Raw genomic sequence first — 12,995 nt, forward strand, 5'->3', positions numbered from 1 at the left:
AAAATGTAAATACATTATCAATTCCAGATGTAATCTCAGCGTACTTATTCCTCGTAACGGCAAGATTTATTGCTCAAAAACAAATCCTTTGCACGCTTAACACAACTTTTCGTAATATACTTACCATCGTCAGATGCTGTTAAAAGTGCTTCCACAAAACTCTCGCATAAAAGACGTAATAACCGGGTTTGTATCATAATGGCACTTTGTTCGTCTGATGCACCTTTGATAATATTGCTGACATTTTCAGCAATTCTATCCAGATTGAATTGGCTGGCAATTGTGTAACTATAATTGGTAAGGTCAACGGTGGATGCATTCTCCCAAGCTTCAAAAAACAAAGCTGTTATTTTGTCTCGCCACTTGATTACTCCTGTTTGATTGCTTCCCATATTATCATTAATTATTAAATGCCTGTTTTGTTTAGATACTTCATTTAATAAACGACTCAGGTTAAATTAAGGGAGGATCAATCACATCCATTATCTGATTGCTACATACCATATTCATTTATGTACCGCAGTGCTAAACCGGGTTGCTACTTAATCAAATAACTGGCAGCATTATGCAGCATAGCTTTTCAGTCCTTTAAAATTTCCACGGAACGCTTGGGCGGTAACACCTTCCTGAGTTTTAAACACCCTGCTAAAATAAGCTTCATCCTGAAACCCGATCTCATGGGCTATCTCTTTAACCGGTTTTTCACTCAGGTATAATTTGCGTTTTGCCTCAGCCATGATCCTTGACATGATAAGACCACTAATCGTTTTACCCGTAAATTGTTTAGCAACCCTATTAAGCTTTTTTACGGTCACATTTAAAAGCGAGGCATATTCTGTTGGCCCATGTAGCTTGATAAAATGATTCTCTATTGCATCCATCAGTGACCTGGCAAGTAATGACTCTTCACTTGATAGGAATAAAGGCTTATGCTGTCGGCTTACCCTTATTCTTGCGGCAGAAATCATAAAAATCTGTATCCAGGATACCGTCATCTCATAATGTCCTACATGATCAATCTGAATTTCAGTGACAGCACGGTGTAGTAAAGATAAAAGTTCATCAAGTTCCAAAGTTTCAAGATTCAATATCGGGGTATTCAGGGAATCACTGAACAAAGCTGCTTTAGACTGCATTTCCGACAAGAATTTATGATTCCAGAAAAAGTCGGCCTGAAATTGCAAAAAACAACCTTCTATTTTTTCACCGGCTATCATTCGGAACGGCTGATATACCGGAATCAGAATCAATGACGGCCCTTCAAATTCATGCTGGTGCATATCCAGTTCTATGATACCACTACCTGCCTTAATCAGGATGAGAATGTAAAACCTAAACACCTCAAGTTGTGGAATGCCCTTGTAACTATCAAATGGAACTATCTTTAATGTTGGAGTGTTCATTTGAGGATTTAGTAAACTATATCCGTTAATACCATTCATTTTGCTTCTCGATTAGTAATTTTAAAACCTTCGTTTATCAATAGTGAGGAACTGTTATCTTCAATTCCTTATCACATCAGTTTTTGACCGTACTGAACGCTTGATAATTGTTAAGATATTTTCCAAAATATTGAATACAGGTTGCCGTGCAACATGTAAAAACATGCCTTAAAGCTGACTGATATAAGACTCCAACGCTAAGGTAACGCGGTCAATAACTTCATCTTCCTGATAACCATCGCGCTGTTCCCAGCAAACGGGATCGTCGCATGTTTTTATTACTGTGCAGAAATGTTCATTCTGGTGTACCATAATGAATAGATCGGAGCATGGAATTACCAAAAGGTCACTGTATTCACCTGTTTCAGTAAGATCTACTTCCAGGTGAAAAGCCTCTTCCGGACCTTGTCCGCTTACATTTTCAAATTCTTCGTCGTTTTGCATTTTTTTGATATTTAATTAGTTTATGATTGGTAGATGGCCCTTAAAAGCATCGTTATCAACGCATTTTAAGAATGGAGAGAACTCTACCCGCATTTGATCTTTGCCTATGAACAAACCAAATCATAGTATAGGCAATGGCGACCGATGGGTCATGCTTGATTGCAGCGACAATATGAAATGGTTTTATATAGGATAGGATGTTCATAGCTTCATGTTTGCTTCAAAAAAGATCATCAGTAAATCATAAAACATATGTGAAAAACATGCCAATAGTACAAATTATTGAAAATCAGATATATAAAATAAAAAAGCACATAAATTAGTCGTATTTCGCTAAACTTTTTTTTCTAATGGCGACATACGACAAGGGCATTTTTCAGATTACCTCACGTAATCAGTTTCTACGTAAACAAAGGGGTCATTCGATAGAAGAATGCTTTTACTTTAGCCTATAGAACTTTGAAGTAATCAATGCAATCGGTAAACCAACGCATAACAAGTGCCATACAATACGGATAAAAGTTAATGTAATATCCAACTGGCCATCAATCATATTTCTTAAGGACATCACCAGCAGATTCATGAAAAGAAAAGTAAAACTCAAACCAAATCGAACTAATTATCTTCTACCACTTATTTTATTTTCGATCATTTTTTGAAGTCGCTTTTTAAACTCTTCGTCAAGTTTGACCTCATTAACAGGGGAGTTGAATAAACTTCGCACCATGGTATTGATCAGGATGCTTTGCTGTTCATACACCCGGCATATATAACATCCTGCCAGATGAAGCTTTAGTTCCATTTTTTCTCTTGGATTTAATTCAATGATCTGCTTTTTTTCGATGAGCAGGGTGGCCTTTCTGCAATTATAGGCTATCCTTTCGATTTCCGTTTTTAATTCCTTTTTCATTTCAGTTCCAATTTTTTTGTAAACAAGATCTTAGGTTCACTTTGGCCCGGTGAATGATCACCCAAAAATTAGACGTGGATATTCTGAGGTCCTCACAGATCGAATCCGTTTTTTCGTCATCCATATGTTTTAGTTTAAAAACGGACATCCACAATGGCGGCAACTTATTCAGGCATTTTTGCAGTACACTCATAAATTCCTTATTATGAAGTGGATCATGTACGTTATCAGCAAAAGGCGCCGGCCAATGTTCCTTTTTCCAATTATTCAGATCAGGATCAAAAAACTCCGCTTCGTCAGGTGGGGTACCATATTCATCTTTACTGGTGAATGCATTTGCCTTGGTACGATACACATCGATGACCTTGTACTTGATGATTGCTGTCAACCAGGTCCGTTCTGTACTGTCTCCTCTAAATTTTTCCTTTTTCTCCAGGGCAGCGAGAAAAGTCTCCTGCACAAGATCGCGCGCTGCATCCTCATCGTTTATACGTGTCATGGCATATTTGTATAAATAATCGGCATGCAGCTCCACCCACTTTTCAGGGGCAAGCAATTCTTTACCGGTGGATGCTGAATTCATGTCAATAACGGGTTCACTATACATAAATGTTCTTTTTCATTGTTGATGATGATACGCCTTAGTCGCATGAAGCAGTGATTTCTTACAAAAAACAAATTATTTTTTCATAAGAAATCATAATACTGATATTCAATAAATTAACCTACTGAATTAAAATTGAGGGAAAATCAATTTGCATTTTTAAACTTCGTCCCCCCCTAACTGCACGATGCATACGAGGATAACAGCCGCTTCAATGCCGGTCATAAAATAAACTGAATTTTCAAATAGCCCCTGCCCCCACAGTAAACAATGACTAATACTATGGAGAAGCCGCACGAAGCCGTTTGGTGATGTTCTGTGAAGAATTTACGATAGAGCGATAGTGGTAAACGTGCTTATATCGCCATCTTGCTGTAGATGACTATTAGTATCGCTTTTCCATCTGTGTGGAAATATACTCCAGAAGCCGTATGGCTTTATCCAGTTTCTCGGCCTCGATGCTATCCAATTTTATTTGCAGATTTTCAATCTCCTGTTTTGCCTCGATATTTGTTCTGTAATCGGCATCAGCCTGCATCCTGTCCCGCTCACCCTGCCGATTTTGTACCATCATAATAATAGGGGCTGTATAAGCCGCCTGAATAGAAAACAGAAGATTCAGTAAAATAAACGGATAGGTATCCCAGTGTCTGGAATAAGCTAAAAGATTAAGCGACATCCAGACAATTACTAAAATAGTTTGCAACACAATGAAACGCCAGGAACCCATTTGCCTGGCAACTGTATCTGCCAGCCTATCCCCGTAGGTTCTGGCTTCCATATCTTGACTGTGCCAGTTTTCCGCCTCTGCTTTTTCATCCATAATTGGTTCTTTCATCAAATGAAGTTCCTCCAGATTGCCTGACTTACAATTTAGTGTACATTGTATAATGGCTTCTAAAACCAGATTAAGCTTCGATCTTATCACCAAAATATACAAATAGGTACAAGGACCCGCCAAGTGCGGTTACATCTTTAAACAGAAATGACCCAAGATCAGACAAACGAGGAAACCCGTCAACCATATGCACCGCTCCTGGGGTAGATAATACCAGGGTACTTGTAATAAAAAATATCACAATAGAAATGGCTGCACCAATTAATCCGGCCTGCGGCTTAAAAATTCCGATGATAATCAGCAATGCTGAAATAATTTCTGTAATACCGATTAATGCTGCTCCTGTTCTGACACCAAAAATGCTATAGTCCCAACTGATAAGCGGACTATTGGTAACAAGTGGCGCTATGCCATTTGCTTCGATTGCCTCGAATTTAAATGAACCTATCCATAGCAATATTGTACAGATACCAATAGTAATAATGATAAACGGCAGATTTAGCGCTTTGATTTTTTTTGATAAGTTTAACATGTTCTTAGTATTTTATAGTTAATTATAACTGCTTTCAAACTCTCCTTTCATAATTGGATTCGCTGTCGCTTTACGATTGGCGGAAAGTGGTTTTCAATTGTAAAATTTTGCCGGGAAAACCTGGATTAGCATCAGCCTTCCTGTTACCTGCGGCTTTAAACGCCTCTTGGCAAGCCTATAGCCCGATGATATTTAAATTTTAATCAACAGAGAAAAAGTATCCCTGCGATATATTCCTTATGCAGGAGTACTTTGGAGCAAGCCAATGGCCTGCTCCAAAGCATTAATATCAACTTGGAAGCTTCTCCAGAAAATGCAGAATTTCTTCTCCGATTTCATTTACATGTGTCTCTAACGCAAAGTGACCAGTATTAAAAAAATTAATACTAGCTTCAGGGAGGTCTCGCTTAAATGCTTCTGCACCAGCTGGCAAAAAGAAAGGGTCTTTATCGCCCCATACAGCCAAGAATGCCGGTTGTTTTTCGCGGAAATAATTTTGAAAAACCGGATACAGCTTGATATTATTTGCATAATCTTTAAACAGATCAAGTTGAATTTCAACGTTGCCTTCCATATCGAGAAAATACTGATCCAATGTATAAGATTCAGGAGCGACCAAAGAAACGTCCACTACACCATGGGTGTACTGCCATTGGGTTGTTCCGGCATCTACCATCATCTTTAATGCGTTGCGGTTGGCTTCTGTTGGTTCATCCCAGTATTTTTTTATTGGGTTCCATCCATCACTTAAGCCCTCAAGGTAAGCATTGCCATTTTGCGAAATAATGCCCGTAATTTTGTCAGGGTTAGCAACTGCCAGTCGGAAGCCCACGGGCGCGCCGTAATCGAACACATATACGGCGAAACGCTTCAGGTTTAGCTGATCGATGAAACCTTGAATATGATCAGTCAAATGATCAAAAGTATATGCAAAATTAACATGATCAGGTTTATCGGTATAGCCGAAGCCCGGAAGGTCAGGGGCAATTACGTGGTATTGTTCAGCTAAAATGGGGATTAGATTACGGAACATGTGCGATGATGTAGGATATCCGTGCAATAAAAGCACCACCGGCGCCCCCTTAATTCCCGCCTCCCTATAAAAAATATTTAAACCCTTTACTTCTGTTTTGCGATAATTGATTATCCTTTTCATAAACTTATTGTTAGTTGTTAATGTCTATAATTGATCAGGTAGTTCTTTCCCTGCTTATAGCAAAGCTATCGGGCAAATTTTCTGATATGTTCGGCAATTTCCGCGTGATACTCATTTAAGGCCAGATGGCCGGTATTGTATGCGTATAATTTAGCCTCTGGCACTTCTCTTTTAATAGCTTCAGCCGCAGCTAATGGAAAGAATGGATCATTTTTGCCCCATACCAACAATATGTTTGGTTGTGTATCTTTTAAAAATTGTTGCCAAACAGGATATTCAGCAATGTTGGCTTTATAATTATGCAACAGTTCTAACTGGATTTCTCTTTGGCCTGGCCTGCTTAATGCATACAAGGTGTGATAAATATCATCAGGATTAATCAGTGTCTGGTCTTCAACTCCTCCAAGATAAAATAAGCGTATGCCTTCCAATGTCAACAAGGGCTCTACTAACTTGGTCGTTTCTTCATTACGATTTTCCAGATATGGTGCAGCATTTAGGAAAACAGGTCCTAATCCTTCGTAATGAGCAGTGGCATTTTGAAAAATATATTTTTTAAACAATTCAGGCCTTCGTATAGCTATCCTAAACGTGAGAACGCCGCCGTATCCTATCCCGTAAACTATGGGCTGTAACAGGTCAATTGCTTCAATAAAATGCTCTATGACTCCCGAGAGATGATCAAATGTATATTCAAATTCATTCGGGCGTGGAGCATCACTGTGCCCAAAGCCCGGAAAATCAGGGGCCACCAAATAAAATTCATTTTTCAGATCATTGATAATATCCTCAAACGCACTTGAGGCGTTTGGCATGCCGTTCAACAACAATAAATGAGGTTTGCTTTTGTCGCCTGCTTCGCGGTAGAAAATGTTGAGACCGTCAACATTTACTGTTCGATAATGTATAGATTGCATAGCTTTTTACATTTTCTTTTAAAAAATCCGAAATAAGTCCGATTATGATTGCGTAACACTTTCATCTAATTTTAAAGAGATTGAATTGATGCAGTATCTTAATCCCGAAGGTGCAGGTCCGTCTGGAAAAACGTGACCTAAATGAGCATCACAGGTATTACACTGCACCTCGACACGGGTCATGCCATAAGAACGGTCTACCAAATATTTGATCGCGTTTTCTTTGATAGGTTGCGTAAAACTTGGCCAACCGGTATTGGAATCAAACTTGATTGTACTGTCAAAGAGCGCCGTTCCACAACAGACACAACTGTAACGGCCCGGATCATAGCTACTGCAAAACTCGCCCGAAAAACTACGTTCAGTTCCGTGTTCACGAGCAATATGATATTGATCTGGTGTTAGCAGCGAACGCCATTCAGCGTCACTTTTTTCAACACGTGTATCGGGCTTCGGGTTGCCTTTTGCAGCGAAATCGAGGACTCTATTCCAGTCTAACATAGCGATAGATAATTAAATCGATAATACATTGGTTTCACCTGAACAACACAATTACACTGATACGGTATAACATATGTTCCTCATTTTCATGATACTAAGTTCATCGTTTTTCCGCTTAGTTAAAATGGACAATCGGGATAAAAGCCTGTATTTTTCGGCCGGGCATTATGTTGATATCTTTGTCTGAAACAATGTAAAATCCGGCTTTAATAATAATTCAGTTCAAATACTTCTTAAATTATTCCGGTTATTATTTACTAATAGGCAATCAATATAATGGTCTATATGTCCTGTAATTTTCTTTCGATCGAATCCATGTTTTAAGCACCGCAATCTGCGATCACTGTCTCATTACCCATTATTTGACAACTAATTATGAAACTTTACTCTCGTCAAATGTTGAAGTAGTTCATGTGTTTTTCCTAATGTAGTTCATTGCATCAGGGGGTATGTTTATCGCAATTTTGTATTGTCAGCGATGACGTAAACTTAACTAAAGATAAAACAATGGAAACGCAATCAATTTTTTCTGTACCTACCAGGGCAGAAGTATCAGCCTCCAATCAGGCTATATTCGATAATCTTCAAAAAGGTTTAGGTTTTGTACCTAACCTGTTTGCTTACTTTGCTAAAAACGAAACTGCTTTGGCTGACTACCTGGCCTTGCAAAATCGTAAAAGCACTTTACGGGGCAAAGAACGCGAATTAATCAATTTAGTAACCAGCCAGGTAAACGATTGTCATTATTGCCGTGCGGCACACACAGTACTTGGTAAAATGAACGGATTTACTGATGAGCAGATCCTCGACATCCGCAGAGGACATGCACCTTTTGACAGTAAATTGGACGCCCTTGCAAAATTCACCAAAGCAGTGGTCAATACACGTGGCAATGCATCTGCGGCAGTTGTAGAAGCTTTTTTTGAAGCTGGTTATAGTGAAGCTAACATGATTGATGTGATCATCACTATTGGTGACAAGATCATCACCAACTATATGCATAATCTGACTAAATTAGAGATCGACTTCCCTTTAGCTGATGATATTTAATTTTTAAGATAATTGTTTTTTGATGTTTGAGATGTGTTGAACTGCATTGATGTAGTCAGTAAGAGTGCCTGCCGGATATACTCCGGCAGGCTTGCTGGTTTTAAAAAAGGATAGGATTTTTCGAATCCTTAATGGAAATATGATCAGCCCATCTACACATCATGGACCATTAGCATTAGCGAAATGAGATAAATTAGCGAGATGTAGAAATGCTCGCACTCTGTTCAAGACGTTAGGGCTAAGGTTTAGATGATTTGGCTATTGGCACTACTATTGGTAACCGGTTATTTATAAATTAATCCTGGTTACTGTATTAATGCAACTTGCAGAATAGTGCTATTAAGTGATCTTTCGAGTAGCTTCGATTTCGAGGACGGTGCTATGTGGGTTTGTGAGGCAGAATGTTCTTGTGGCCATTGCATAGCCAGGAATCAAGTCCAAAAACTATCATGATCAACCTCAACGTTAAAATGGACCATAAACAAACAATTATCAATTATGCTAAGAAACACGTGTTACTCAGCGATGAGGAAGCCATTGAGTTCGCCGCAGCCTTTAAAGAATTGAAGGTAAAGAAGAGGCAATTTATTATTCAGCCAGAATTTACAGCTAAAAGTAAATATTTCGTATTGAGCGGATCACTCCGATCTTACGTAGTTTGCAATGAGGGACAGGACCATACTATACAGCTGGCTATTGAAGAATGGTGGATATCTGATTATAACAGTTATATCTTTCAACAGCCTGCGAGCATGTTCGTTGTAGCGATGGAAGACAGTCTGCTATTTCAGCTGACACACGACCAGGAGAACCGGCTCACAGCTACAAATCATAAATTTGAAACCTTATTCCGGATATTGGCTGAACAATCCGTGGCATTTATGCAGCGACGTATCATTAGTAATCTGACGCATTCTGCCGAAAAGCGTTATGAACTGTTTATGATAAAATACCCTGCCATGGGTTACCGCTTTCCTCAATACGTAATCGCGTCATATTTGGGTATGACAACTGAATTCCTTTCCAAAATACGCAACCAGCGTGTAAAACATAAAAGTTGAATCTACTAAGATTGCTTTTCAGGGTTATTTCATTCCTGAATAGTTTTGAATAATATTTTACGGACATCCCGTTTTTGATCATCCCACTGCCTTTAGATACAATAGATGTATTTCCCCTTAAAGTTTTCCCGAACACCACCGCAAGGCCATAGGTTTGACTGCCCAAGAGTATAGGTATTGTTTGAGCAACATTGGCTGTTTGAATAAATTAACTTAAAAAAGTGATTGTGGGACTGGTGAACAATAGCTTGAGATTTATTGGTATAATTTGGTATGGGGCTAAAAACAAAACCCTGTAAATCAGCTGATTTACAGGGTTTTGATACTTTCTGGTATCGCTTTTTGTCGGGATGGCAGGATTCGAACCTGCGGCCTCCACATCCCAAATGTGGCGCGATACCGGGCTACGCTACATCCCGTTCCCGATTGGGTTTGCAAAAGTAGGATTTTAAATTAAGTTTCAAAATTTTTTTTGAAAGAAGTTTAAGCTTATAGTATAACCTATTCATTTGCATAGGATTTAACTTTTTTTTTAAGATTTGTATCTTTATTTTTAAGATATATCTGCCAAGGAATAAACTAATATTTGAATATAAAACTATAAGTGATATTGTAATGTTATCATTTAAACCCCAAGCAGCACATGAACCTTTATGAACAGCAGCCTTATTGGCTAATGAAAAATGGCATTGTGGGCTCCTACCCTTCTCTGCAACATGACTTGCAGGTTGATGTTGCTATAATGGGTGCTGGAATTAGTGCTTCTTTAACAGCCTGGCATTTGCGCAATTCGGGGTTAAAGGTTGCGGTGTTTGATAAAAGACATGCCGGCATGGGCAGCACCGCTGCAAGCACTGCCTTTTTACAGTATGAAATAGATACTCCCTTAAGCACATTAAAAAATCTGGTTGGCGAAAAAGATGCTGTAAAAAGCTATGAGCTTTGCCGCCAGGCCATATATGATATTGCCGACTTATGTAAATCATTAAAACCTGCGTTTGACTTTCATCTGCGGCCAAGTTTACAGCATGCAAGTTTCAAAACGCATACCAGCCGCTTGCTTGAGGAGTTTAAGCTAAGAAAAAAGTATGATTTTAATGTGGAATGGCTTGAAAGTGCTGAGGTCAAGAAAACGTTTGGCTTTGATGCTCCCGCGGCGCTACTTTCGGCCGATGGTGGCGAGGTAGATGCTTACTTGCTTACCCATGCTTTACTAAAAAGCTTTCAGGAGGCCGGGCATAAGGTTTACAACAATACTTCAATAAATCATATCGAACATACCAAACAGCGGATTTTGCTGGTTACAAGCAATAATTTAACCATAAAGGCCAAAAGACTCGTAATTGCTTGTGGATATGAAAGTCTGCAATACATCCCCAAAAAGATCGCGGAAATAAATTCTACTTACGCCATGGTATCTGAGCCCATTGCTGATGAATTTTTTTGGTATAAGAACAGTTTAATATGGGAAACTGCCATACCATATCTTTACTTTAGGGCAGTTAGCGAAAACCGTATACTTATTGGTGGGCGCGATGATCCGTTTCATCATCCGCATATTCCGCCTTCCGTAATCAACAGAAAAACAGAGATGTTAAAAAAGGCTTTCCTTAAAAAAATGCCTCATATTCCGTTAGTGCCAGATTTTAGCTGGGCGGGAGCATTCGCCTCAACAAAAGATGGGTTGCCTTATATCGGCTCCATTGCTGAAAGACCCAATACCTTTTTTGCTTTGGGTTTTGGTGGCAATGGAATAACTTTTAGTGTTATAGCCGCAAAAATAATACATGATCTTATACTCCACAAGAAAAACAACAACGCTAATATTTTCCGTTTTAACAGATAAAAGTGTATCAACTTAGTTTACTCACCCTGTTCATGAGCGCTGCGGATACACCTACACAAATCAGGATACCGATCAATAAGCCGCCAAACAAACGACCCGAAAAATCAAGAAAGTTATTTCCCTGATCAACGTAGTTTAAATAAACAAGTCCGGCAAGGCAGGCAAACAAACCCCCTAAAACTAATATTTTAAAACTTTGAAACAGCGCCTCAAAAAAACTGAGGTTATTATCCTTTTCATTTTCCTTATAGCTTTTAACACCGAGGTAAACACCGGTCAATGGAATTAAGACAGATAAATATTCAACGGGGGCAACATGATTACCCGAGTTACTATATCCGAAGTTATGCATTACAAACAGCCAGGTTCCGCTAAAAATCCCGATAACTAAACCTGTTACAAATGCGTTTTTCATCTTCTCAGCATTGTTATTGCCTTGTATTAAATATACATATTAAAGAAGGAAAAAGCAAGGCAAGCTGTTTGTGTATCAAGAATATTCTACCATATAAAATAATCAACATCCTATAACTATTGGAAATATAAATTCCATTTAAAATACAACATCAACTATAAAATCACAGTAAAAAATCAATATTCAATAACTTTAAGTTATTAAACATTGCCAATTGTAATAAAAATCTGGTGTTATTTCCTTCCATTTTTGCGGTGTATTAAATAACACAAAATGCAAACTTCAAATCAAATCAGCAGTAATACAAGCACGTTGTTGCTTAATGTAAATTCAAACATCCGAATCATTATATTTTCAGCCTGTATAGTATTATGTTTAACGCCTTTTGTAAGCCCGGCCATTGCCTTATTAATGGGGTTGATAATCGCTCAGTTCACCGGGCATCCTTATCTTCATTTAAATCATAAGGCCACCCATGTTTTGCTACAGATATCGGTAGTAGGTCTGGGCTTTGGCATGAACGTTCACAGCGCCCTGCAAGCCGGAAAGGAAGGTATATTGTTTACAATAGCATCCATAACCGGAACACTTATTTTTGGATACCTGATGGGCAAATGGTTCCGTATAGAAAAGAAAACCTCCTTCCTGATCTCATCCGGAACAGCCATTTGCGGCGGCAGTGCCATAGCAGCAATATCCCCCGTAATTAAAGCCGAAGAAAAACAAATATCAGTAGCATTGGGCTGTGTTTTTATACTTAACTCTATCGCGTTATTTATATTTCCGGTTATAGGGCATCATTTAAACCTATCTCAAACACAATTTGGCTTGTGGTGTGCCATTGCTATTCATGATACCAGCTCGGTTGTAGGTGCAGCCAGCAAATATGGGCCACACGCTTTAGAGGTAGCCACTACTGTGAAACTTGCCAGGGCCCTATGGATCATCCCCGTAGCATTTATATCATCATTCATTTTTAAAAACAATTCTAAAAACATCAGCATTCCATATTTTATTGGCGTGTTTATATTAGCCATGATAGCTAATGCGTATATCCCTGCAATATCAGCAATAAGCCCATACTTTGTAAAAATTGCCAAGGCCGGCTTAACGCTTACTCTATTTTTAATTGGCGCGGGTTTATCACGTACCGTGCTTTTAGCGGTAGGGTTCAGACCATTGTTTCAGGGCGTATTATTATGGATAGCTATATCTGCAACGGCTTTGTATGCTGTAGTACACCTGGCATAAAATAAAAAATAAACCTATTTATTTAATT

The 12,995-nt window shown here is 38.7% G+C and carries 15 protein-coding genes and 1 tRNA gene; 4 read left to right on the forward strand and 12 right to left on the reverse strand.

The features are described from left to right. Positions 1-44: 44 nt before the first annotated feature. The 10 genes from QWZ01_RS00135 to msrB all read right to left on the reverse strand — a co-directional run bounded on the left by QWZ01_RS00135 (position 45) and on the right by msrB (position 7,344). A complete protein-coding gene (locus QWZ01_RS00135; RefSeq protein WP_290321173.1) occupies positions 45-392 on the reverse strand; it encodes a hypothetical protein in 348 nt (115 codons plus the stop codon). A gap of 171 nt (positions 393-563) precedes the next feature. Beyond that, the gene (locus QWZ01_RS00140; protein ID WP_290321174.1) at positions 564-1,442 is read right to left on the reverse strand and encodes a helix-turn-helix domain-containing protein; all 879 of its coding nucleotides are present in this window, start codon (positions 1,440-1,442) and stop codon (positions 564-566) included. Positions 1,443-1,610: 168 nt separating this feature from the next. Further along, positions 1,611-1,886: a hypothetical protein gene (locus QWZ01_RS00145; protein WP_290321175.1), complete on the reverse strand. Its 276-nt coding sequence runs from the start codon at positions 1,884-1,886 to the stop codon at positions 1,611-1,613. Positions 1,887-2,505: 619 nt separating this feature from the next. Next, entirely contained in the window at positions 2,506-2,796 is a 291-nt protein-coding gene (locus tag QWZ01_RS00150) for a hypothetical protein (protein ID WP_290321176.1), read from the reverse strand. Position 2,797: 1 nt separating this feature from the next. After that, positions 2,798-3,379: a sigma-70 family RNA polymerase sigma factor gene (locus QWZ01_RS00155; protein WP_290321177.1), complete on the reverse strand. Its 582-nt coding sequence runs from the start codon at positions 3,377-3,379 to the stop codon at positions 2,798-2,800. A 406-nt stretch (positions 3,380-3,785) separates the two neighbouring features. Beyond that, entirely contained in the window at positions 3,786-4,238 is a 453-nt protein-coding gene (locus QWZ01_RS00160) for a DUF1003 domain-containing protein (RefSeq protein ID WP_290321178.1), read from the reverse strand. A 70-nt stretch (positions 4,239-4,308) separates the two neighbouring features. Beyond that, on the reverse strand, positions 4,309-4,770 hold the full coding sequence (locus QWZ01_RS00165) for a DUF417 family protein (protein WP_290321179.1): 462 nt from the start codon (positions 4,768-4,770) through the stop codon (positions 4,309-4,311). A 289-nt stretch (positions 4,771-5,059) separates the two neighbouring features. Next, complete coding sequence (locus QWZ01_RS00170) at positions 5,060-5,926, reverse strand: alpha/beta fold hydrolase (RefSeq protein ID WP_290321180.1); 867 nt, start codon at positions 5,924-5,926, stop codon at positions 5,060-5,062. 65 nt (positions 5,927-5,991) lie between these two features. After that, positions 5,992-6,843: an alpha/beta fold hydrolase gene (locus QWZ01_RS00175; protein ID WP_290321181.1), complete on the reverse strand. Its 852-nt coding sequence runs from the start codon at positions 6,841-6,843 to the stop codon at positions 5,992-5,994. A 42-nt stretch (positions 6,844-6,885) separates the two neighbouring features. Next, positions 6,886-7,344, reverse strand: coding sequence for a peptide-methionine (R)-S-oxide reductase MsrB (gene msrB, locus QWZ01_RS00180; RefSeq protein WP_290321182.1), 459 nt, complete (start codon positions 7,342-7,344; stop codon positions 6,886-6,888). Positions 7,345-7,851: 507 nt separating this feature from the next. Here msrB and QWZ01_RS00185 point away from each other — a divergent pair. Both QWZ01_RS00185 and QWZ01_RS00190 read left to right on the forward strand, forming a co-directional pair. Further along, a complete protein-coding gene (locus QWZ01_RS00185) occupies positions 7,852-8,394 on the forward strand; it encodes a carboxymuconolactone decarboxylase family protein (RefSeq protein WP_290321183.1) in 543 nt (180 codons plus the stop codon). Positions 8,395-8,843: 449 nt separating this feature from the next. Beyond that, positions 8,844-9,455 carry a Crp/Fnr family transcriptional regulator gene (locus tag QWZ01_RS00190; RefSeq protein WP_290321184.1) on the forward strand — a complete coding sequence of 204 codons (612 nt, stop codon included), beginning with the start codon at positions 8,844-8,846 and terminating at the stop codon, positions 9,453-9,455. A gap of 345 nt (positions 9,456-9,800) precedes the next feature. Here QWZ01_RS00190 and QWZ01_RS00195 read toward each other — a convergent pair. Then, positions 9,801-9,874, reverse strand: a tRNA-Pro gene (locus QWZ01_RS00195). 224 nt (positions 9,875-10,098) lie between these two features. Here QWZ01_RS00195 and QWZ01_RS00200 point away from each other — a divergent pair. After that, the gene (locus tag QWZ01_RS00200) at positions 10,099-11,301 is read left to right on the forward strand and encodes an NAD(P)/FAD-dependent oxidoreductase (RefSeq protein WP_290321185.1); all 1,203 of its coding nucleotides are present in this window, start codon (positions 10,099-10,101) and stop codon (positions 11,299-11,301) included. Positions 11,302-11,308: 7 nt separating this feature from the next. Here QWZ01_RS00200 and QWZ01_RS00205 read toward each other — a convergent pair whose 3' ends face one another. Beyond that, on the reverse strand, positions 11,309-11,716 hold the full coding sequence (locus QWZ01_RS00205) for a DUF4199 domain-containing protein (protein WP_290321186.1): 408 nt from the start codon (positions 11,714-11,716) through the stop codon (positions 11,309-11,311). Between the two features lie 273 nt (positions 11,717-11,989). On the opposite strand from QWZ01_RS00205, the gene QWZ01_RS00210 reads away from it, so the two are divergent. After that, positions 11,990-12,967, forward strand: a complete 978-nt coding sequence (locus QWZ01_RS00210; RefSeq protein WP_290321187.1) for a YeiH family protein — start codon at positions 11,990-11,992, stop codon at positions 12,965-12,967. Positions 12,968-12,995: the final 28 nt, after the last annotated feature.

The sequence above is a fragment of the Mucilaginibacter aquaedulcis genome, assembly GCF_030409325.1.
Classification (GTDB): Bacteria; Bacteroidota; Bacteroidia; order Sphingobacteriales; family Sphingobacteriaceae; genus Mucilaginibacter; species Mucilaginibacter aquaedulcis.